This is a genomic window from Burkholderia sp. AU27893 (assembly GCF_002223205.1).
Classification (GTDB): domain Bacteria; phylum Pseudomonadota; class Gammaproteobacteria; order Burkholderiales; family Burkholderiaceae; genus Burkholderia.
On sequence record NZ_NKFD01000004.1, the window covers coordinates 1,921,231 to 1,943,268 of the forward strand.

Annotated in this window: 20 protein-coding genes; 7 read left to right on the forward strand and 13 right to left on the reverse strand. The window is 66.8% G+C overall.

The window, feature by feature from the left end; translation table 11 throughout:
• Window positions 1-30 precede the first annotated feature (30 nt).
• The 7 genes from CFB47_RS28415 to CFB47_RS28450 all read right to left on the reverse strand — a co-directional run bounded on the left by CFB47_RS28415 (window position 31) and on the right by CFB47_RS28450 (window position 10,292).
• Window positions 31-1,440 (reverse strand): protein-glutamate O-methyltransferase CheR, encoded by a 1,410-nt coding sequence (locus CFB47_RS28415; RefSeq protein WP_089462982.1) that lies wholly within the window; start codon window positions 1,438-1,440, stop codon window positions 31-33.
• The gene (locus tag CFB47_RS28420; RefSeq protein WP_089462983.1) at window positions 1,437-1,949 is read right to left on the reverse strand and encodes a chemotaxis protein CheW; all 513 of its coding nucleotides are present in this window, start codon (window positions 1,947-1,949) and stop codon (window positions 1,437-1,439) included. Before CFB47_RS28420 ends, CFB47_RS28415 begins: the two co-directional genes overlap by 4 nt.
• Complete coding sequence (locus CFB47_RS28425; protein ID WP_089462984.1) at window positions 1,946-3,622, reverse strand: methyl-accepting chemotaxis protein; 1,677 nt, start codon at window positions 3,620-3,622, stop codon at window positions 1,946-1,948. The genes CFB47_RS28420 and CFB47_RS28425 overlap by 4 nt, the downstream gene beginning before the upstream one ends.
• A gap of 124 nt (window positions 3,623-3,746) precedes the next feature.
• Window positions 3,747-4,880, reverse strand: a complete 1,134-nt coding sequence (locus CFB47_RS28435) for a hybrid sensor histidine kinase/response regulator (RefSeq protein WP_089443053.1) — start codon at window positions 4,878-4,880, stop codon at window positions 3,747-3,749.
• A gap of 482 nt (window positions 4,881-5,362) precedes the next feature.
• Window positions 5,363-6,946, reverse strand: coding sequence for a Na+/H+ antiporter (locus CFB47_RS28440; protein WP_089443054.1), 1,584 nt, complete (start codon window positions 6,944-6,946; stop codon window positions 5,363-5,365).
• Window positions 6,947-7,188: 242 nt separating this feature from the next.
• The gene (locus tag CFB47_RS28445; RefSeq protein ID WP_089443055.1) at window positions 7,189-8,622 is read right to left on the reverse strand and encodes an aldehyde dehydrogenase family protein; all 1,434 of its coding nucleotides are present in this window, start codon (window positions 8,620-8,622) and stop codon (window positions 7,189-7,191) included.
• 29 nt (window positions 8,623-8,651) lie between these two features.
• Complete coding sequence (locus CFB47_RS28450; protein ID WP_089462985.1) at window positions 8,652-10,292, reverse strand: acetolactate synthase large subunit; 1,641 nt, start codon at window positions 10,290-10,292, stop codon at window positions 8,652-8,654.
• A 92-nt stretch (window positions 10,293-10,384) separates the two neighbouring features.
• On the opposite strand from CFB47_RS28450, the gene CFB47_RS28455 reads away from it, so the two are divergent.
• From CFB47_RS28455 to CFB47_RS28465, 3 genes are all read left to right on the forward strand, one after another.
• Window positions 10,385-11,437: an RNA-guided endonuclease TnpB family protein gene (locus CFB47_RS28455; protein WP_089457764.1), complete on the forward strand. Its 1,053-nt coding sequence runs from the start codon at window positions 10,385-10,387 to the stop codon at window positions 11,435-11,437.
• Between the two features lie 389 nt (window positions 11,438-11,826).
• Window positions 11,827-12,165 carry a type II toxin-antitoxin system RelE/ParE family toxin gene (locus CFB47_RS28460; RefSeq protein ID WP_089457763.1) on the forward strand — a complete coding sequence of 113 codons (339 nt, stop codon included), beginning with the start codon at window positions 11,827-11,829 and terminating at the stop codon, window positions 12,163-12,165.
• A 3-nt stretch (window positions 12,166-12,168) separates the two neighbouring features.
• Window positions 12,169-12,468, forward strand: a complete 300-nt coding sequence (locus CFB47_RS28465) for an addiction module antidote protein (RefSeq protein ID WP_089462986.1) — start codon at window positions 12,169-12,171, stop codon at window positions 12,466-12,468.
• Window positions 12,469-12,516: 48 nt separating this feature from the next.
• Here the strand turns inward: CFB47_RS28465 and CFB47_RS28470 are convergent, their stop codons facing one another.
• The 5 genes from CFB47_RS28470 to andAc all read right to left on the reverse strand — a co-directional run bounded on the left by CFB47_RS28470 (window position 12,517) and on the right by andAc (window position 17,305).
• On the reverse strand, window positions 12,517-13,803 hold the full coding sequence (locus tag CFB47_RS28470) for a DUF445 domain-containing protein (protein WP_089462987.1): 1,287 nt from the start codon (window positions 13,801-13,803) through the stop codon (window positions 12,517-12,519).
• Between the two features lie 170 nt (window positions 13,804-13,973).
• Window positions 13,974-15,194, reverse strand: a complete 1,221-nt coding sequence (gene andAa / locus CFB47_RS28475) for an anthranilate 1,2-dioxygenase system ferredoxin--NAD(+) reductase (protein WP_089462988.1) — start codon at window positions 15,192-15,194, stop codon at window positions 13,974-13,976.
• Entirely contained in the window at window positions 15,184-15,510 is a 327-nt protein-coding gene (gene andAb / locus CFB47_RS28480; RefSeq protein WP_006479527.1) for an anthranilate 1,2-dioxygenase ferredoxin subunit AndAb, read from the reverse strand. Before andAb ends, andAa begins: the two co-directional genes overlap by 11 nt.
• A gap of 20 nt (window positions 15,511-15,530) precedes the next feature.
• Entirely contained in the window at window positions 15,531-16,019 is a 489-nt protein-coding gene (gene andAd, locus CFB47_RS28485) for an anthranilate 1,2-dioxygenase small subunit AndAd (protein WP_069251004.1), read from the reverse strand.
• A 14-nt stretch (window positions 16,020-16,033) separates the two neighbouring features.
• On the reverse strand, window positions 16,034-17,305 hold the full coding sequence (gene andAc / locus CFB47_RS28490) for an anthranilate 1,2-dioxygenase large subunit AndAc (RefSeq protein ID WP_089463572.1): 1,272 nt from the start codon (window positions 17,303-17,305) through the stop codon (window positions 16,034-16,036).
• 213 nt (window positions 17,306-17,518) lie between these two features.
• Here andAc and andR point away from each other — a divergent pair, with 213 nt between their 5' ends.
• Window positions 17,519-18,478 carry an anthranilate 1,2-dioxygenase regulatory protein AndR gene (gene andR / locus CFB47_RS28495; RefSeq protein ID WP_069251003.1) on the forward strand — a complete coding sequence of 320 codons (960 nt, stop codon included), beginning with the start codon at window positions 17,519-17,521 and terminating at the stop codon, window positions 18,476-18,478.
• 147 nt (window positions 18,479-18,625) lie between these two features.
• On the opposite strand, the gene CFB47_RS28500 is transcribed toward andR, so the two are convergent.
• The gene (locus tag CFB47_RS28500) at window positions 18,626-19,516 is read right to left on the reverse strand and encodes a LysR family transcriptional regulator (protein ID WP_089457759.1); all 891 of its coding nucleotides are present in this window, start codon (window positions 19,514-19,516) and stop codon (window positions 18,626-18,628) included.
• A gap of 91 nt (window positions 19,517-19,607) precedes the next feature.
• Here CFB47_RS28500 and CFB47_RS28505 point away from each other — a divergent pair, with 91 nt between their 5' ends.
• The 3 genes from CFB47_RS28505 to catC are packed head-to-tail and all read left to right on the forward strand — an operon-like array spanning window position 19,608 to window position 22,009.
• Window positions 19,608-20,741 carry a muconate/chloromuconate family cycloisomerase gene (locus tag CFB47_RS28505; RefSeq protein ID WP_089462989.1) on the forward strand — a complete coding sequence of 378 codons (1,134 nt, stop codon included), beginning with the start codon at window positions 19,608-19,610 and terminating at the stop codon, window positions 20,739-20,741.
• Window positions 20,742-20,772: 31 nt separating this feature from the next.
• Window positions 20,773-21,675, forward strand: a complete 903-nt coding sequence (gene catA / locus CFB47_RS28510; RefSeq protein WP_089443064.1) for a catechol 1,2-dioxygenase — start codon at window positions 20,773-20,775, stop codon at window positions 21,673-21,675.
• Window positions 21,676-21,718: 43 nt separating this feature from the next.
• Window positions 21,719-22,009, forward strand: a complete 291-nt coding sequence (catC, locus tag CFB47_RS28515; RefSeq protein ID WP_011355923.1) for a muconolactone Delta-isomerase — start codon at window positions 21,719-21,721, stop codon at window positions 22,007-22,009.
• Window positions 22,010-22,038: the final 29 nt, after the last annotated feature.

A 22,038-nucleotide genomic window follows, 5' to 3' on the forward strand; every position in this document is an offset into this window, starting at 1 on the left:
TCGCGGTATCGTTCCCAACCCATCGTCTTGTCAGCCGGCCGAGCGCCGTGCGCGCTCGAGCAGCCATTGCGCGCCCGCACGATCGCCGCCGACGTCGAGCAGCGTCGCGAGATGGGTCAGCGCTTCGTGGTGCGTGGGCCGCAGGTACAACGCCTTCCGGTAGAAGTCGCCGGCTTCAGCGGCGCGGCCGCGCGCATCCGCGATCAGCCCGTTCAGGTAGAACGCATCGGCATGCGGCCCGACGCGCGCCGAGAACTGCGCGAGCACGCGCTCGGCCTCGTCGAACGCGCCGGCATTCGCCAGCGCCTGCGCCTCTTCCAGCGTCGGCGCGGCGCGCTCCGCCACCGGTGCGAGCGACCCGGCCGGTTCGGCCGCCGTCACCGGCAGGTCGCCCCGTGCGTCGAACGCGGCCGCGCGCATCGCGGGCGGCGGTGCCGCGAACGGCTGACGCGCATCGCCGAGCCAGGCCGGCGGCGCGACCGCCAGCACCGAGCGCGTCGCCGCAAGCGGTGCAACCGTGAAACGCTCCGCGCGCCGGTACGGCGCTGCCGCCGCCAGCGGTGCCGCCTGCCGGGCCGCGAATACGTCGGGCGCCGCGGGGGCGGCTTCGCGATGAAACGCAAACGCCAGCGGCACGCGCGCCGAGCGCATCCCGTGCCGCATCGCGACGCCCGTTTCCGCCGGCCCGACGAACAGCATGCCGTCGTCGGCCAGACGCGCGTCGAGCGAGCGGATCACGCGATCCTGCGCGTCGCGATCGAAGTAGATCAGCACGTTGCGGCAGAACACGAAATCGTAGCGAATACCGGTATCCACGGCCGGTTCGACGAGGTTCGACTGACTGAACTGCACGCACGCGCGCACGCGCTCGTCGAGCAGCCAGCCGTCGCGGGTCGGCGTGAAGTGCCGCGCGCGAAACTCCGTCGCGGTGCCGCGGAACGCATTGCGCCCGTAGCAGCCGAGCCGCGCCTGCTCGATCGCGCGCGTGCTGAGATCGATCGCGTCGATCGTGAAGCTGGCCGGGTCGAGCCCCGCGTCGAGCAGCGCCATCGCCGCCGAATACGGCTCCTCGCCGGTCGAGCACGGCGCGCTCAGCACGCGGATCACCCGGCCGGGCAGCGCGGCGAGCCGCTCCGTCGCGAGCCGCGCGAGCGTCGCGAAGGCCTCGCGGTCGCGGAAGAACCAGGTCTCGGGCACGACGAACAGCTCGATCAGCGCACGCCGCTCGTCGGCCGACGCATTGAGCTGATGCCAGTAGGCGTCGAGCGCGTCCTGCGTGACGGGCAGCCGCGCCGCCGACGGCAGGCGCTCGCCGTCCGCCTGCAGCGCGTGCACGCGTTCCGTCAGCGCGCGGGTCAGGAAATCGTTGCCGAGCGAATCGGGGTCGATGCCGGTCTCGCGCAGCAGCCAGCCGCGAAATCGCGATTCGGACTCTTTCATGCGGACTCTCCCCAGTGGCCCGGCAGGCCGTCGAACAGATACAGGCGCGCGACGTCGTCGACCAGGTCGGATACCGATACCTGCTGCACGACGCCATCGGGCGTATTCGCGACGGGCCCGAGCCAGCGCGTGCGTGCGGTCGAGATGCCGCTCGCGCGGAACGCCGCGCGGTCGATCCGCATCGTCTGCGTCGCACGCTCGACGATCAGCCCGATCGTGCGCTCGCCGTTCGCTTCGTCCGCGCGGTAGCGGACCATCACGAGCCGCGTCGAGCGCAGCGCATGGGCGCGGCGCCCGAGCGCCAGCATCGGCACGTCGATCACCGGCACCGGCTGGCCGCCGCGCATCAGCAACCCGGCGATCCAGTCGGGTGCGCCGGGCACGGCCTTCGTGACCGCGAGCGGCAGCACCTCGTCGATGCCGGCTGCGTCGAGCGCATAGCGCCCGCCATCGAGCTCGAACATCAGGAACAGCGCGTGGGCGCCGTTCTGCGGGTCGGCGCGCGTCACGCGTCGACCTTGAAGCGCGACACGCTGGTGCGCAACTGGTTCGCGACGAGCGTCAGGTCGTCGATCGCCTGCGACGACTGGCGCAGCGACTCGGCCGTCTGCTGCGCGGCCTCCGACAGTTGCGACAGCGCCTGCGTGATCTGCTCGGCGCCGTTCGCCTGCGTCTGCATCCCTTCGTTGACCATCTGGAAGCGCGGCGCGAGCGTCTGCACCTCGGCGATGATCTGCGACAGCTGGCCGCCGACCTGCTGCACGTCGAGCATCCCGCGGCGCACTTCCTCGGAGAACTTGTCCATCCCCATCACGCCCGCCGACACCGCCGACTGGATTTCCTTCACCGTCTGCTCGATGTCGTAGGTCGCCACCGCCGTCTGGTCGGCGAGGCGGCGGATCTCCGTCGCGACGACCGCGAAGCCGCGGCCGTATTCGCCGGCCTTCTCGGCCTCGATCGCCGCGTTCAGCGACAGCAGGTTGGTCTGGTCGGCCACCTTGGTGATCGTCGCGACCACCTGGTTGATGTTCAGCGCCTTCTCGTTGAGGATCGCGAGCTTCGCGTTCACCGAACCGGCCGCGTCCATCACGCTGCGCATCGTCTCGCCCATCCGCGTGAGCCCGCTCTGGCTCACGCCCGCGAGCGTCGCCGACTGCTCGGCCACGCCGGCCACCTCGTTCATCGTGCGCAGCAGGTCGCGCGACGTCGCGAAGATCTCGCGCGAGGTCGCGCCGATCTCGGTCGTCGTCGCCGCGGTTTCGTTCGCGGTCGCCTGCTGCTCGCGCGACGTCGCCGCGATCTCGGCCACCGACGTCGTCACCTGCAGCGACGATTGCTGCGCGCGGGCGACGAGTTCGGTCAGCTCGTCGGCCATCCGGTTGAAGCCCGTCTCGAGCGTGCCGAATTCGTCGCGGCGGCGCAGGTCGAGGCGGCGCGTCAGGTTGCCGGTGCGCATCACGTCGTGCACCTCGACGAGCCGCGCCATCGGGACGGTGACCGAGCGGTACAGCAGGTAGCCGAGCCCGAGCGCGGACAGCAGCATGATCGTCAGCGCACCGACGAGCACGACTTCCGTGTCCTGCACGGATTCGCGGATCACCCTCGCGGACTGGTCCGCGAACTTGCGATTCTCCTGGACCATGATGTTCGCGTCCTGCACGACCTCGGCCCACCCCGGCAACACCTTCGCATAGGCGGCGATCGCGTCGTCGCGCGAGCCGCGGTGCTTCTGTACCGCGTCGGTCAACAGCGGCAGGTAGCGATCGTATGCGCCGCGAAACGTTGCATACCGCGCGCGGTCGTCGTCGCGGAAGATCGACGCCTGATAGTCGACCGACAGCGCTTCGACCTGCTTCGTCGCATCCGCGATCTTCGCGAGATCGCGCTGCACGGCATCGGGATCGGTCTCGACGAACGTCGCCTGCTGCAGCATGACGAACGTTTCGTTGACCGCTGCGCGCAGCGACGACGCGAGGTAGACGCCCGGCAGCGAGTCGCGCTCGATGCTGACGGCTTCGCTGTTGATCGCGCGCAGTCGCTCGTAAGAGACGCCGGCTGTCACCAGCATCAGCACGAACAGCACGCCGAAGCTGAGCAGGATGCGATTGCCGAGCGTCAGCCGGGCAGCGCCGATCGTCGGATGCAGGCTTTCATTGGTTGCGCGGGGCGTCACGGTGGCCATGTTCGTTATGGGCTTTATAAAATCAGCGTTGAAAAAATCCACGCCCGCCTGCGCGCCGGACGGCGCGCCACGAGCACATCAGGGTCTCTCGGGCAGCGCGGCGCCGGCAGGCCGCGCCGCGACATCACCGCTCCGCTTGCGCCGGCAGCCGAAGCGCGACCATGAAGCCGCGCGCCGTATTGCGCATCAGGATCTGGCCGCGATGCCGCGCCGCCGTCGCGCGGACGAACGCGAGCCCGAGGCCGAAGCCGCCGCGCGCCGCGCCATGCGCGGATTCGAGCTGCACGAACGACTCGGTCGCGGCCGTGCGCTGCTCCGGCGCGATTCCCGCGCCGGTGTCCTCGACACCGATCAGCCAGGCGCCGTCCTCGCTACCCAGCGTGCAGTACACGTCCGTGCCGGCCGGGCCGTACTTCAGCCCGTTGTCGATCAGGTTCGCGACCGCGCGCGTCAGCATCATGCGGTCGCCCATCGTCACGCATTCGGTATCGGGCACGTGCGCGGCAACCCGGCTGCCGAGCCCGGCCGCCTTCTCCCACAGCTGGTCGGCGGCGTCGAGCACGATCTCGTTGAGACTCACGACCTCGTGCGCGCGGCGCTCGGACTGCGCGCGGGTCAGGTGGATGAAGCCGTCGGCCAGCGCGAGCGCGCGCCGCGCATGGCCGGCAATGCGCTCCATGATCGCCGGCATCTCGCCGTGCTCGGCCCGGTAGACGTCGAGCAGCGCGAGGATCGACGTCTGCGGCGAACGCATGTCGTGCGACAGGAAATCGAGCGCCTCGTCGCGCTGCCGGGACATCAGGTAGGAATTCGAGTGATAGCGGATGCGGGCAGCCAGCTCCATCGCGTCGGGGAGCTTCACCAGATAGTCGTTCGCGCCGGCGATGAACGCCTCGCGCTTGACGATCGGCTCCTCCTTCGCGGACAGCACGATGATCGGCACGCGGGCGGTGCCGGCGTCCGCGCGCCACGCGCGGACCAGATCGAGGCCGTCGATCTCCGGCATCACGAGGTCCTGCAGGATGACTGTCGGCTTCACGTCGCGCGCGACCGCCATCGCCCGGTGCGCGTCGGTGCAAACATGCAGGTCGATGTCATGTTCGCTGCGCAGCGCGCGGCGGATCACCTCGCCGACGAACGGTTGATCGTCGACGAGAAGGACCGATAACCCCGATTCAAGACAATCCGAGGCATTATCACCGCTCGATTCTTTCATAAATACAGTTTCAAACGCCGATTCTCCAATCGATTCTTTCATAGGAGTTGTTTATCAGACTTGGACGCTATCTTATTTCAGCGGTTGAAAACCCCGCCTGATTCCGCCGAATTGGCCTGTCGGCACCGCCGTGCAGGGTTTTGGACGCCGATTTCTCCCCGTTGGCGACCGTATTACCTCCGCATCCTTTCTCTCAATAAACATAACCGGCTGATTCTAAATGAAATTAGAACACAGCATCTATCTCAATCCGGTTTAGTTTTGCCAAATATGCAGAAAGAGACGGAAACAGTTAAATCGGATCATTTCCGGATTCGGAACACGATAACGTTTGCGAGACAGGCGCGATAAGGCTTGCACGCGCTGCAAGGCTGGCTGCCGCCGCATTTGAGGGCCGGATGAATATCCGCCCCCTCGGCGGGCGCGCGAAAGAAAAAAAGCGCGCCGGGCAGCGATCGACCCGGGCGCGCTTCGGGCCGGCTGATACCGGCTGCTCGATGGCGAGGTGTCGGAGGTGGGCGGCCCTACCCGCGCGCGTGCTGCGCGGAGACTTCCTGCAGGTCGAGGTCGCGTTCGAGCGCGTGCAGCATCTCGTCGTGGATGCGCCCCGAACGGTGCAGGCGCAACAGTTCCGCGCGCCCGGCCCGGATCGCGGCCAGCACGACGTCGTAGTGCGCGGCACGCACTTCAGCCGGATACGTCGGCTCGTTCTTCGCCCTTTCCGTCAATTCCGCGCGATACGTGTACTGCTCGAGCAGGCGCGGATGGATCACGACCCCGTTCTCGTCGCGCACGAGCGGCTGGATCGCCGCGAGCTGCGCCGCCTCGACGTACGCCCACGTCTGCGGCTCGGTCAGGTGGTGCGACGCGCGTTCTTCACCCTGCGGCATGCGCAGCAGCCGGATCAGCGGGCCGATCGTCGTGCCCTGCAGCAGCACGGTGACGAGGATCACCGCGAACGATGCGACCAGGATCACGTCGCGGCCGGGCATCGCCTCCGGCAGCGACAGCGCGATCGCCAGCGTGACGACACCGCGCATCCCGGCCCAGCTCATGATCGTCGCGGCCTTCCAGTCGGGCGCTTCGCCGCGCCGCGCGATCCCGCGCACCGGCCACTTCAGCGCCTCGACCGCATAGATCCACACGAAGCGCGACACGATCACCGCCGCCAGCACCGCGAGCATCGGCGGCACCATCGTGGCGAGCACCTGCTCGAAACCGCCGAGCCGATGGATCGCGCCGCGCAGCGACAGCCCGATCAGCACGAACACCATCGCTTCGAGCAGGAACACGATGACCTGCCAGAACGCGGTGCCGCGCGTGCGCACCGCCGCCGAAAACACCTCGTGCTGATGCCAGCCGACGATCATGCCGGCCGTGACGGTGGCGATCACGCCGGACACTTCGACCATCTCTCCCGCGATATACGCGATCCAGCCGGCGATCACCGCGACGGTGATCACGAGATAGTCGTCGTCGAGCAGCTTCAGGAACCACACGACGAGCTTGCCGACCGCGAAACCGACCACCACGCCGCCGAGCCCGAGCTCCGCGAACCCCACGACCGCGTGGCCGAGGCTGAAGGTACCCGACAGCGCCGCGACGACCGCGAAGCGGAACAGCACGAGGCCGGCCGCATCGTTCAGCAGGCTTTCGCCTTCGAGCAGCACCATCAGCCGGCGCGGCAGCGCAACGCGCTCGAGCACGGCCTTCGCTGCCACGGCGTCGGGCGGCGACACGATCGCCCCGAGTGCGAAGCACGCGGCCCACGGCAGCGACGGCGCCACCCAGTGCACGGCGAAGCCGACCGCGAACGTCGTGAACACGACCGCACCGATCGCGAGCAGCAGGATGCCGCCGACGTTGCGCTTGAACTCCTCCCACACGGAGAAGTACGCGCCATCCATCAGCAGCGGCGGCAGGAACACCAGCAACACCAGTTCCGGATCGAGATTGATCGGCGGCAGGCCGGGAATGAACGCGATGCCGATGCCGCCGATCAGCAACGCGGCCGCGGGCGGCAATCGCAGCCGCTTGGCGATGCATTCGAGCGCGACGATCGCGAGAAATGACAACAAAACCAGCTTGAATGCCGAGACGGGGGACATGAATCGACCTCGTGAAGAATGAATTCGCGCGTTCCGGTGTCGTACCCCGGTCGGCAGTTTCGCGCGATTACATCACGAGGCGAGGCCCGCAGTCGAGCGCGCTCGGGCCGCCCGCCGCGCGAGGCGGTCACGGTGCGGGCGCGGCGCCGGCCCAATACATGCGCCACCATGAAAAACGGCACGCGGGCCGGCCCGATCGCCCGCCCGCGTGCCGTCGCGGCGCCGCGCCGCCTGCCCGCGCGTTACCGGCGCCGCACGACCATTAGCCGCGGCTCGGTCATGTCCTCGATCGCGTAACGGATCCCTTCGCGGCCGAGGCCCGAATCCTTCACGCCGCCGTACGGCATGTTGTCGACGCGGAATGACGGCACGTCATTGATCACGACGCCGCCGACCTCCAGCTCGTCCCACGCGCGCTGCGCATGCGCGAGCGAATCGGTGAACACGCCGGCCTGCAGCCCGAAGTCGCTGTCGTTCACGCGCGCGAGCGCCTCGTCGAACCGGTCGAACTTCTCGAGGATCGCAACGGGGCCGAATGCCTCCTTCCGGTACAGGTCCTGCTCGCGCCCGACGTTTTCCAGCAGCGTCGCCTCGAACATCGCGCCATCGACCTTGCCGCCCGCGACGATCTTCGCGCCCGCCGCGACGGCCGCGTCCATCCAGCCCGACAGCCGGCGCGATTCGGATTCGGAGATCATCGGGCCGACGAACGTCGACGGATCCTTCGGGTCGCCCATCTTCAGCGAACGCGTCTTCGCGATCAGCTTGTCGCGCAGCGCGTCGTACAGGTCGGCATGCACGAGGATCCGCTGCACGCCGATGCAGCTCTGGCCCGACTGGTAATACGCGCCGAACGCAAGGCGCTCGACCACGTAGTCGAGCTGGTCACGCTGGTCCGCATCGACGATCGCGGCCGCATTGCCGCCGAGTTCCAGCACGACTTTCTTCTTGCCGGCCTTCTCCTTCAACGCCCAGCCGACGGCCGGCGAACCCGTGAACGACAGCAGCTTGAACCGCTCGTCGGTCGTGAACAGGTCGGCGCCATCGCGATGCGCGGGCAGCACCGAGAATGCGCCCTTCGGCAAGTCGGTTTCCGCGAGCACCTCGCCGATGATCAGCGCGCCGATCGGCGTGCGGCTCGCCGGCTTCAGCACGAACGGACAGCCGGCCGCGAGCGCGGGCGCGACCTTGTGCGCGGCGAGATTCAGCGGGAAGTTGAACGGCGAGATGAACGAGCACGGGCCGACCGGCACGCGCTTCGTGTAGCCCGTATAGCCCTGCGCACGCGCGGAGATCTCGAGGTTGATGATCTCGCCGTCGATCCGCACCGATTCCTCGGATGCCACGCGGAACGTGTCGATCAGCCGCGTCACTTCGCCCTTCGAATCGTTGATCGGCTTGCCGGCCTCGATGCACAGCGCCTCGGCCAGCTCGTCGAAGCGCTCGCGAAAGCGCGCGACGCAATGGTCGAGCACGGCCTGCCGCTTGTAGGCCGGCAACTCGCGCATCGGCTTCGCGGCATCGACCGCCGCGCCGATCGCCGCGTCGATGGCCTTCGCATCGGCCAGCGCGACGCGCGTCGCGACCTTGCCGCTGAACTTGTCGGTCACCTCCAGATCGGTGTTCGCGTAGACGGCCTCGTTGGCGAGGTAGTACGGATAGGTTTCCTTCAACATGGAACGACTCCTTCCTGTGAACGTGACATTCAGAGTTGTGCCGACAGGCGCTTGATCTCGCGGTTCAGCACGCGCTCGTTGTCCGAATAGTCGATCGGCACGTCGATTACGTGCACGCCCGGCGACGAGAAACACTCGCGCAGCAGCGGCTCGAGATCGTCGGCCGATTCGACGCGATGCCCGTGCGCACCGTAGCTTTGCGCATACGCGACGAAATCGGGGTTCTGCAGCGTCATCGCGAAATCGGGGAAATTCATGTTCTCCTGCTTCCACCGGATCATCCCGAACGCGTCGTCGCGCAGGATCATCACGACGAGGTCGAGCTTCAGCCGCACGGCCGTTTCGAGCTCCTGCGAATTCATCATGAAACCGCCGTCGCCGCACACGGCGATCACCTTGCGCTGCGGATGCACGATCTTCGTCGCGATCGCCGACGGCAGGCCCGCGCCCATCGACGCGAGCGCGTTGTCGAGCAGCAGCGAATTCGGCTCGTGCGCGCGCCAGTAGCGCGCGAACCAGATCTTGTACATCCCGTTGTCGAGACAGACGATGCCGTCGACCGGCATCGCGTTGTACAGATCGTTGACGATCCGCACCGGGTACATCGGGAAGCGCCGATCGTGCTGGCCCTTCTCAAGATGCGCGTCGAAATGCGCCTTGATCATCCGGAAGCGCTCGAAATCCCAGTGCGATTGCGGCGTCACCGCTTCCTTCATCTGCCACACCGCGTTCGCGATATCGCCGACCACCTCGATCTGCGGGAAGTAGACGGGATCGACCTGCGCGCCGAGGAAGTTCACGTGGATCACGGTCTTGTCGTCGGTACGCATGAAGAACGGCGGCTTCTCGATCACGTCGTGGCCGACGTTGATGATGCAGTCCGCATGCTCGATCGCGCGGTGCACGAAATCGCCGTCGGACAGCGTCGCGTTGCCGAGCCAAAGCGGGTGCGTCTCGTCGATCACGCCCTTGCCCATCTGCGTCGTGAAGAACGGGATGCCCGTCTTGTCGACGAATTCGAGCAGCATCTTGCAGGTGGTCTTGCGGTTGCCGCCCGCGCCGATCATCAGGAGCGGATGGCGCGCGGACTGAATCGCGTCGACCGCGTGCGCGACCGCCTTCTCCTCGGCCACCGGCCGCCGGCTGTAGCTGCGCGGGATCGGCTTGCCGTCGCCCTCCTCGTGCGCGATGTCTTCCGGCAGCTCGAGGTGCGCGGCGCCCGGGCGCTCTTCCTCCGCGCGGCGGAACGCCTCGCGTATGGCCGACGGGATGTTGCCGATCGACACGATCTGCCGCGTGAACTTCGTGAGCGGCTGCATCATGTCGACCACGTCGACGATCTGGAAGTGGCCCTGCTTGCTGGACTTGATCGGCTTCTGCCCGGTGATCATCAGCATCGGCATGCCGCCGAGCTGCGCATAGGCGGCGGCCGTCACGAAGTTCGTCGCGCCGGGCCCGAGCGTGGCGATACACACGCCGGTGCGGCCCGTCAGGCGGCCGTAGGTGGCGGCCATGAACCCGGCCGCCTGCTCGTGCCGGGTCAGCACGAGCTTGATCTTCGATCGCCGCAGCGATTCGAGCAGATCGAGGTTTTCCTCGCCGGGAATGCCGAACACGTACTCGACGCCTTCGGCTTCCAGCGCCTTCACGAACAGATCCGATGCTTTCATCAGAATTTGCTCCGAGAAACCCCGCCCTTGATGGCGGGAAGGACAGGGGTGCTGTTGACAGGCAGCTTCTTCCACGGGTTAGGATCACCGGCATGATCCTTGTCTACCGCTACCGCGTGAAGTCGCTCAACGGCTTGCTCAACAAGCAGAGCCGTGCGGTGAACTACGTCTGGAACTTCTGCAATGACACGCAGAAGCACGCGCTCAAGTGGAACAAGAGGTGGCCAACGGGTTTTGATTTGAATGTGCTGACCACGGGTAGCAGCAAGGAACTCGGCATCCACTCGGGCACGATCAACGCGACGTGCGAGCAATATGCGAAGTCGCGCAGTCAGCACCGACGCCCCTACCTGCGCTATCGCGGCAGGAAATCGCTGGGCTGGGTGCCGCTGAAGGGCCGTGACCTGAAGCGCGAAGGCGAAGCATTCCGCTTTGCCGGCAACACGTTTCGTGTGTTCAACAGTCGACCGCTTCCGGAAGGCAAGATCAAGGACGGGACCAACTTTGCGCAGGATGCGCGCGGCAACTGGTTTCTCAACATCGCGATTGAGATGCCCGATGTTCAGGCCCGCCCAATCCGTTCCGGGGTCGGCATCGATCTCGGCCTGAAAGACTTCGCCACACTTTCGACCGGCGAGAAGCTGCCTAACGATCGGTTCGGTCGACGAGCGGCGGAAAAGCTGGCGAAAGCGCAGCGAGCGCGAAAGCATAAGCGGCACATCGCGAAGCTGCACGCCAAGGTGGCGAATGCGCGTGCCGATTTCCAGCACAAGCTCGCGCTCGATCTGGTGCGGCGCTTCGATTACATCGCGGTCGGCAACGTGTCGCCCGCGAAACTCGCCAGAACCAGGATGGCGAAGAGCGTCTACGACGCATCCTGGTCGTCCTTCCGAAACAAGCTCCGCTACAAAGCGATCGCGCACGGTGCCACGTTCGAGGAAGTCGACGAAAGCGGTTCCACCCAGTCCTGTTCGGCGTGCGGGTCGCAAGACAGCACGACGCGGCCGAAAGGTATCGCGGGACTGCGAATAAGAGAGTGGGCCTGCAGTGGATGTGGTGTCGTGCATGATCGTGATATCAACGCTGCGTTGAACATTCTCCGATGCGGACGTGCATCGCCAGGTGTGGGAATCCTCCGCCTTTAGGCGGACGAGGACGTCAAGGGGACTCTCGGTTATGCCGCCTGCCCGGCCTACGGACACGCGGCGTTCAGGACGCGCGCCGGCCTACGGCACGCGGACGCCTTACCTACTGGACACAGACCACGGCACTGCTCGCCGCGCAAGATGCATGCTCGATGCGTAATGCGGGGCGGCGCCTCCGGATGCCGGAGGACGAACGGACCCGCCCGCGCGCGGCAAGCGCGCACGGGCGGCAAAGACGTTTTTGATTGTAGACGGATTCGCGGAATTCCGACTTCGACCGGACGGCCATCTCCGGCGCGCAAAGGTCGGCCTGACGGCCAGTCAACGCCGCGCGACGCGCCCGCCGGGCTGTAATGGCAACGATGTTCCATTCAATAGACATGTGAACCATGGTTGACACATTGCCATTCCTGCCCTACAGTGCTCCTGCATTCAGCATCCGGACCACCGACGTCTTCGACGCCTGGTTTGCCGGCCTGCAGGATCGCGTCGCGAAGCGCCGCATCCAGGCACGCATCGACCGCCTCTCGATGGGCAATCCGGGCAACTGGAAGTCCGCCGGCTCGCCGGTCGTCGAGATGCGGATCGACCACGGCCCCGGCTATCGCGTCTACTACGTCCGGCGCGGAACGATCTGGGTCATCCTGCTCTGCGGCGGCGATAAATCGACGCAACAGGCCGACATCCGCGCCGCGCACGCGATGCTCGCGCATCTCGACATGGAGTAACCGATGGACAAGATCAATACCCGGCCGTGGGATTCGGCCGATCATCTGAAAACCGAAGACGACATGGCCGACTACTTCGAAGCGTGCCTGCAGGAAGGCGGCGACGATCCGGCCTTCATCGCGCATGCGCTCGGCGTGATCGCACGGGCACGCGGCATGTCGCAGGTCGCTCGCGATGCGGGCCTGTCGCGCGAAGGGCTGTACAAGGCGCTGTCGCACGACGGCAACCCGAGCTTCGGCACGATCCTGAAGGTCATCAAGGCGCTCGGCCTGCAACTGCACGGCTCGAAAGCGCACGCCTGACGCGCGGGCGCGGCCCGTCTCGCCCGCCGCGCGATACCCGTGGCCGTGTCAGTGCAGCCAGCCGGCCGCCCAGCGCGGCACCAGCGACACCAGATACAAGCCGAGCCCGATCAGCCCGCCGACCAGCGTGCCGTTGATGCGGATGTATTGCAGATCCTTGCCGATGTTCAGCTCGATCTGCCGCGACATCTCGCGCGCATCCCAGTTGCGCACCGTGTCGCGGATGTGACGCATCAGGAAATCCGCGAAATCCGGCGCGATCTCGTGCACGGCCTTCTCCACGTGCTCGTTCAGCGACGCACGCAATGCCGGGCTCTCCGCGAGCCGCGCACCGAGCCAGCCGCCGAGCATCGCGGCCTGCCGGTGCAGCGCCGAATCGGGGCGCGCGAGATCGGCCTTCAGCCACGCGCGCAACTGATCCCACAGGTCGCGCACATAGTCGTTGAACGCAGCGCCGTCGCGGATATAGCGCTTGATCTCCTCGCCCTTCTCGATGAACGCGGGATCGTGCTTCAACCGCTCGGTCAAGCGCAGGACCGTCCGGTCGAAACGTTGCCGCAGCTCGTGCTCGGGATCGGCCGCCACGCCCTCCAGCACGCGGCTCACCGCGCTCGCGAGCATCCGCGCGCCGTTCTCGCCGAACCACTGCGTCGGCATGATCTTCTCGACCTTCGGGTACTGCGTCTTCAGCCATTCGACGATGAAGCCCGCGATCACCTCGCGGTTCTCCTCCTTGTCGAGCACGTCGACCACCTGTTCGATCGCATCGTCGAGCAGCGCCTGGTGGCGGCCGTCCTTCGTCAGCGTGTCGAGGATCGCGCCGGCCGATTGCGACAGGTCGACCCGGTCGATCACCGCGCGAAACGCGTCATGGACGAACGACTGAATCCGCGCGTCGTCGGTCATGTCGAGCGCGAAACTCATCAGCTTCGTCACATAGCCGCCGAGCGCCTCCGTGTTCGCCGGCTCGCCGAGCCACGCGCCGAGTTTCTGCGCGGGGTCGTGTTGGCGAATCTGCGCGGCGAGTGCGTCGGGGCCGAGGAACTTCTCGCGCACGAACACCGCGAGGTTGTCGGCGATCTTGTCCTTGTTCTTCGGAATGATCTCGGTGTGGCGCGACACGAACGGGATCGGCACGCGGCGAAACAGCGCGACGACCGCGAACCAGTCGGCGAGCGCGCCGACCATCGCGGCTTCGGCCACGGCCTTGACGCCGTCGACCCACGGGCCGCGCGGCAGCAGAATCGTCGTGACGAACACCGCGACGGCGGCCAGCAACAGCCACAGGGCACGGCGCTTGCTGCGTTTCAGTTCGAGGGCTTTGTCTGGCGTCATGGGCAACGGGTCGGGCGAACGATGCCGCTAATATGCACCGGTTGCGGGGCTGCCGACAAACATTGCGACACGCGTCGAGCGTGCCGGACGCCGCCGGATCGGATCGGCGGATTGCACACGGCGCCGGCCGGCATCGTTACCGCATGCCGGGCCGGACGACCGAGCGCCCGCTACATGAACGTCTTCAGGTTCACCGCCGGATCCGCAAGCTTCACCGGGTCCGGCACCGCCCCGGCCGCGATCAACCGGCGCGATGCGCCGATGTCGCGCCCCAGGTTCGCCGCCGCCACCGCGACGATCCTGCCGTCATCCCCCAGCCCGAACACCGTGAACGCCCCATTCGCCGGATCGCCGCGCACGACGATCGTGCGCTCGCTGCCGAACAGCCCGAGCATCTGCAGGTTGCAGTCGTACTGATCCGACCAGAGCCACGGCAGCTCGGCATAGGTCTCGTCCGCGCCGAGCAGGTTCGCGGCCGCAACCGCCGGCTGGTTCTCGGCCACCTGCCACGATTCGATCCGAACGTGACGCCCGAGCAACGGATTGAAGTGCATCGTCACCTCGCCCGCCGCGAAGATCGCGGGATCGACCGTGCGGCAGCCCGCGTCGACGCGAATCCCGTTGTCGACATCGAGCCCCGCCGCCTGCGCCAGCTCGACATTCGGCACCACACCGATGCCGACCACGACGAGATCGGCCGGCACGTCGCCACGATCTGTCTCGACGATTGCGCCGCCGCCCGAGGCGCGCCGGATCGCGCGCGGCAGCGTCGTCATCTGGAAGACCACGCCCCGCGCGTCGTGCAACCGATGCGCATACGCACCGACCACTTCCGGCAACGCACGTTGCAGCAGGCGCGGCGCCGGATCGATCACCGTCACGTCACACCCGAGCTGGCGCGCCGCCGCTGCGACCTCCAGCCCGATGAACCCGCCGCCGAGTACCGCCACGCGGCGGCCCGGCACAAGCTGCGCGCGCAACGCACGTGCATCGTCGACCGTGCGGACGTAATGCGGCGTGACGCCTGCGTCGATCTCACCACCGAACATGCGCACCCGCGAACCCGTCGCGAGCACGAGCCGCGCATAAGCCAGCGTCGTGCCGTCGTCGAGCCGCACGCGCTGCGCATCGCGCTCGATCGCATCGACACGCGTACCCAGCCGCAACTCGATGCGCTGCGCGTCGTACCACGCCGCGTCGCGCACGAACGCACGCTGCTCGCCGCCGTCCGTCAACAGTGCATCTTTCGACAGCGCAGGCCGGTCGTACGGCAGCGCGCGCTCCGCGCCGATCATCACGATGCGCGCCGCCGGGTCGCGCTCGCGCAGCGCTTCGGCCGTGCGCCGCGCGGCATGCCCGGCGCCGACGATCACGAACGGATCAGCCGACATTGACTTCCACCTGCCCGTCGACGATCCGGATCGGATAGGTCCGCACCGGCTCCGTGATCGGTGCGCATTTCGGCGCGCCGGTGCGGATGTCGATCAGCCCCTGGTGCAGCGGGCATTCGACGCAGCCATCCTCCACATAGCCTTCGGACAGCCGCGCGTGGCCATGCGTGCAGAGGTCGTGCATCGCGAACAGTTCGTCGCCGATCCGGAACACCGCGATCGGCTTCTGGCCGGCGACGCGCGCCGCCGGTTCGTCTTCGGAGAATTCGTCGAAAGCGCCGAGCGGATGCCACTCGGCGAGCGTTGCTTCGGTCATGTCAGTTCCTTGCTTCCGTATCAGATCGGGGTGGCGAGCAGTGTCTGCACGCGCGACGTGTCGTAGATCACCCGCTTGGTCTTGTAGCGCAGCCCGTCCGGCGTGCGCACGACCGTGTCGTAGTACTTGCCGGCCTGGTACACGTTCGACTCGCCGTTGCTGCGCGTCTGCACGACGACGTAGTTGCTCTCGGTGTCGATCTCGCCGTCGCGTTCCGCGACGATCGTCAGGCCCGACGTCATGTGCCGGTACGTATGCTCTTCGTAGATGTTCGCGTGCCGCAGCGACACCACGCGGTCGCGCAGCATCCGCTGGTTCGTGCAGTGGACGATCCCGACCGGCAGCCCGAGGTCGGCGTTCTCCTTCGGCACGATTTCGTAAGTGCAGTCCTCGGTGAACATCGTTGGCCAGGCTTCGAGCCGGTCGTTGTCGAGGTGCCCGATATAGCGGTTCTGGAGCATGTAAATCTCGAACCACGTCTTCATGTCTTCCGTCAGGTTTTCCATCATTGCGCGCTCCCGCTTCAATAGCCCATCAGCTTCTGGTAGCCGACCCAGAACTTGCGGATCAGGCTTTCGGTGATCACCGTGTCCTGCTGGTCCGGATTGCCGCGCGACATCTCGATCACCGACGTCGCGTCGCCGTCGCGCACCGTGCCGCGCTGCACGAGCTCGGTCGCCTCCGTGTCCTCCATCGAGATGTAGCCGGCCGGCCCGACGAGGTTCGCCTGCTTGATGCGCAGCGCACGCAGCTCGGGCGTATCGTCCACGTAGCCGAAGAAGTGGAAGATCAGTTCGAAGTTGTCGGGGCCTTTCGGCAGGATCTGCCGTGCGACCAGCGTGTTGTGGATCTGCTGGATCACGAGCTGCGGGAAGATCGGCTGGATATGGTTCGTGCAGTCCTCGTCGTATTCCGACACGAGGTCGAGAATCGATTCGTCTTCCAGATGAAAGCCTTCGTCGAACGAGCGGATGTTCTGCTGCTTGTACGCGGCCGACGTGTCGTCGCCCGTCTTCGTCACCGTGATGATGCTGTGCAGCCCGTGGTTCGCATCCGGAATCGAGCGCGCCTTCATCCCGACGCGGAAGATGTTGAAGGTCGTATGGAACAGGTGCAGCATGCTCGCGTGATAGGGATCCTTCACGTTCTCCATGTACAGCTTCCAGTTCGACTTCGAATACTGGCGCGTGCAGCCGAGATACTCGATCGGCTTGTGGAAGATCCGGTCGATCCACGGGCGCATCTGCTCGCCGAGATAGTCGGGCAGCGGCATCACGTCGTCGCTGAAGGTGGCGAACACGAGCCCGCGGTAGCTGTCGACGCGCAGCTTGCGCAGCCCGTGCTGCTTCGGGTCGAAGTCGGCCGGCATCCCGGACATCCCCTTCTGGCCGCGCCGGAACGGCACGCCGAGCAGGTTGCCCGAATTGTCGAAGCTCCACTGGTGATAGACGCACGTGTGCGAGCTCGCGTTGCCGCGCGACTTGCGGCACACCTGCGCGCCGCGGTGCGCGCAGCGGTTCACCCACGCGGAAAGCGCACCGTCCTCGGTACGCGTGACGACCACCGGCGTGTCGCCGACGAACGTGCTCTTGAAGTCGCCGTCGTTCGGGATTTCCGCTTCCAGCGCGACGAAGTTCCACGTCGGGCCGCGGAAGATGCGTTCCTGCTCGCGATCGTAGACCGCGCGCGAGCTGAACACCTTGTACGGCACGCGCGAGCCGTCGTCGTGCGGAAAGCTCACGTCGGACGCGTCGTCGCGCGCGGCGAAAACGACGGGCGATTCTGTCTGCTCCATGTCGGACTCCTTGTCGATCCGTTGCGTTGAATGCATGGAGCCGATTTTTGAAAAGCTAATATTCGCCGTCTATCCGGAAAGTGCGATTGCGGCAGCGCAATATCCACTTTCGGCGGATTTCTGCGCTAGCATGACGGCACACACGACCCGGCGCACGATCGCGACCCATTGATCGGATCGACGCGCACGCCGTCCACACCAAGGCTGATGCCCATGTCCCCAACGTCGTTCGAGCCGCTCGCGCTGCGCGCGCACCGGCTGTTCGAATCCCGCGATCTCGACGAGACGCGCGAGCGCATCTCGCGCGTGATGCAGCCGCATGCGCTGCTGCCGAACGGCCGCACGCGGGGTGCGTCGCACATGGATTTCGTCAGGCTCGGCGGGCTCGGGATCGGCACGATCGCGTTCGGCGACGCGATGCGCGTGCAGGTCGACGCGGTCGACGGCTACTACCTGCTGATGTTCTGCCTGTCCGGTCAGGCCGAGGTGCGCGCGATGGGGCGGCAGCTCGGCGTCGACGGCCAGACCGGCGTGCTGTGTGCGCCCGGCGAACGCTTCGACGCGGTGCTGTCCGCCGATTGCGAGCAGTTCGTGCTGCGCATCGACGCGGCGACCGTCGGCTCGCTGACCGGCGACCCGCGCGCGACGCTCGATCCCGTGCTGCATGTCAGCGACGCGGCGCTCGCCGCGTGGCGCCAGCAACTGATGCTCGTCGCCCGCTCGCCCGAACTGCTCGAACGCGCGAACGCGAACCCGCGCGTCGCCTCCCAGCTCGAGCATCTGCTGATCGACCTGTTGATCGAAGGCCACCCGCCGTCCGTGCTGCAGGCGTCGCACCGCGACCCGGCGCCGGGCTTCGTGCGGCGCGCGCAGGAGTTCGTGAACGCGCACTACGCGCAACCGCTGCAGCTCGCCGATATCGTCCAGGCCGCCAACGTGCCGGAACGGACGCTGCGCGACGCGTTCCTGCAGTTCCGCGGAATGAGCCCGATGCAATACCTGCGCGCGACGCGGCTCGACCACGCGCGCGAGCTGCTGCGCGGCGCGGTGTCCGACCGGCGGATCGCCGATGTCGCGCTCGATTGCGGGTTTACGCACCTGGGGCGCTTCGCGATCGCGTATCGGGAGAAGTTCGGGGAATCGCCGTCGGAAACGCTCGACGGGAAGCGGTAACGTCGTCGCATGCTCGCGCGGCCGGTGGCTTGCGTCACCGGCAAAGCGCTCATTCGACAGCGCATGAGACCACGGCGCCCTCCCCGTATCTGTCGGTGCTCACCGAAACAGACCGTTAGTTGCAATTTATAGAGATGACGACGACCGTCACCCCACCGGCACGATCATCGCCCGCGCAATCGCGCAAAACGCGGCCGTCGCCGCGCTTTCGCCGTGCAGCCGGCGGCTCATGATGATCGGCGACGTCGCGGCCGGCTCCGGCAACCGCCGGTAGACCACGCCCTTCACGCGCACGCCCTCCACGCTCTCCGGCACCAGCGACACGCCGACCTGCGCGGCCACCAGCCCGAGCGCCGTCTGCAGCTCGCGCACCTCGTGAACGGCCGCCGGCACCAGCGCGCCGTCGCGCAACGCCGACAGCTGCTGATCGGCGAAGCTCGGCCGCGGCGTGCTCGGATAGACGATCAGCGTCTCGTTCGCGATGTCCGCGAGCGTCAGCGGCCGGGCCGGATCGGCGAGCCGATGCCCGACCGGCAGCGCCGCGATCAGCTTTTCCTCGATCAGCGCCTCGCGCACCAGCTGGTCGTCGTCGAAGCGCAGCCGGCCGAAGCCCACGTCGATCCGCCCGCCCTTCAGCGCGCCGAGCTGTTCGAGCGTGAACATTTCGATCAGCGACAACTCGACGTCCGGCTGCGCCTCGCGAAACGCGCGGATCACGTCCGGCAGCGCGCCGTACAGCGTCGACGGCACGAAGCCGATCACGATCCGCTCCGACAGCTGCGCGAGCCGCCGCGTCAGCGGGCCGAGCTCGTCGGCCTGGTCGACGAGGCGCTTCGCCTGCGCATAGAACACGCGCCCCGCATCCGTCAGTTTCAGCGGCCGCGCGCCGCGCTCGAACAGCGGCAGTCCGATTTCGTCCTCGATCGCCTGGAGCTGGCGGCTGAGCGGCGGCTGCGTCATGTGCAGCCGCTCCGCCGCCCGCGTGATGTTCATTTCCTCGGCGACGGCGATGAAGTAGCGGAGCTGACGCAATTCCATTTCATGCCTCAAAGGTATGGAAGTAGTCGGAAAGAGTGTTGGACGACGCGGGGCGGGAATTCCTACCATGTGCACCAACAGGAGGAATCGCATGATAGCAACTGCCGCCACCATCGAACGCATCGAGACGCTGCTCGTCGACGTGCCGACGATCCGGCCCCACAAATTGTCGGTCGCGACGATGAACTGTCAGACTCTCGTGCTGGTGCGTATTCGATGCACGGACGGTATCGAAGGCGTCGGCGAGGCGACCACCATCGGCGGTCTCGCGTACGGCGAGGAAAGCCCCGAAAGCATCAAAGTCAACATCGACACCTACTTCGCACCGCTGCTGCAGGACATGGACGCGACCCGCCCGGGCGCTGCGCTGGCGCGCGCACGCAAGCTGTTCCAGGGCAACCGCTTCGCGAAGTGTGCGATCGAAACCGCGCTGTTCGACGCGCAAGCGCGCCGCCTCGGCGTGCCGCTGTCGGAACTGTTCGGCGGCCGCCGAACCGATGCGGTCGATGTCGCCTGGACGCTCGCGAGCGGCGACACACAGCGCGACATCGCGGAAGCCGAAGCGATGCTCGACGCGCGCCGCCACCGCGCGTTCAAGCTGAAGATCGGCTCGAACGCCGTGGCCGACGACGTTTCACACGTGATCGCGATCAAGCGCGCGCTCGGCGAACGCGGCGACGTGCGCGTCGACGTGAACCAGGCGTGGAGCGAAACCGACGCGATCTGGGCCGGCGCGCGCTTGGCGGAAGCCGGAGTGAGCCTGGTCGAGCAGCCGATTGCCGCAACCAACCGCGCGGGGCTGAAACGCCTCGCGCAACTGGCGCAGGTGCCGATCATGGCCGACGAGGCGCTGCACGGCCCCGTCGATGCATTCGCGCTCGCGCAGGATCGCGCAGCCGACGTGTTCGCGGTGAAGATCGCGCAATCGGGGGGCCTGCAGGGTGCGGCGAGCGTCGCGTCGATCGCGGCGGCGGCCGGCATCGAACTGTACGGCGGCACGATGCTCGAGGGCGCGGCCGGCACGATGGCGTCCGCGCAACTGTTCAGCACGTTCGACTCGCTGAAATGGGGCACCGAGCTGTTCGGCCCGCTGCTGCTCACCGAGGAGATCCTCGTCGAGCCGCTGCGCTACGCGGATTTCAAGCTGCATCTGCCGGCAGCGCCCGGCCTCGGCATCACCTTCGACTGGGCCCGCATCGAACGGATGCGACGCGACGCCCGCTGACCCCACACGACAACCGAAACCGGAGACACAGATGAACAAGCAAGCCATCGACGCACTGCTGAAGACCTTCGACGATGCCGCCGAGAAGCCGGGTAACCCGCGCGTGCGCGCGATCGTCAACCGGATCGTGAAGGACATCTGCTACACGATCGAGGACTTCGACGTGCAGCCGAGCGAATTCTGGACGGCGCTGAACTACCTGAACGAAGCCGGCCGCGAATTCGGGCTGATCGCCGCGGGCCTCGGCCTCGAGCGCTTCCTCGACGTGCGCATGGACGAAGCCGAGGAAAAGGCCGGCATCCAGGGCGGCACGCCGCGCACGATCGAAGGGCCGCTGTATGTCGCCGGTGCGCCGGAATCGGTCGGCCATGCGCGTCTCGACGACGGCACCGATCCGGGCCAGACGCTCATCATGCGCGGCCAGGTGCTCGGCCAGGACGGCGCGCCGATCGCGAACGCACTGGTCGAGGTGTGGCACGCGAACCATCTCGGCAACTACTCGTACTTCGATCAGTCGCAGCCCGCGTTCAACCTGCGCCGCTCGATCCGCACCGATGCCGAAGGCCGCTACAGCTTCCGCAGCGTGCTGCCGGTGGGCTACAGCGTGCCGCCGGGCAGCAAGACCGAGCAACTGCTCGACCAGCTCGGCCGCCACGGCCATCGCCCGGCACACATTCACTTCTTCGTTTCGGCGGACGGTTATCGTAAGCTGACGACGCAGATCAACATCGATGGCGATCCGCATCTGTGGGACGACTTCGCCTTCGCGACGCGCGACGGCTTGATCCCGCCGGTGAAGCAGGCCGAGGGCGCGGAAGGCAAGCCGTATGGCGTCGACGGGCAGTTCGCGCTGATCGATTTCGACTTCTCGCTGCTCAAGGAAAAGCCGGACGTGCCGGGCAGCGAAGTCGAGCGAGCCCGCGCGCAGGCGTGAGTGGCCTTCCGATTCGACGAACCGATAACGCAAGGAGTGCAGGATGCTGTTTCATGTGGAAATGACCGTCCGTCTGCCGACGGACATGGATCCGGTCAAGGCGGCCACGCTGAAGGCGGAAGAAAAAGCGATGTGCCAGCGGCTGATGAACGAAGGGACCTGGCGGCATCTGTGGCGGATCGCCGGGCAGTATGCGAACGTCAGTATTTTCGATGTGGAAAGCGTACAGCAGCTGCATGACCTGCTGAGCCAGCTGCCGCTGTTTCCGTATATGGAGATGGAAGTGCGGGCGCTGTGCCGGCATCCGTCTTCGGTACGGGAAGACGACCGGTAAGCAAGCAGTCGAGCACTGACAAGAAAGAC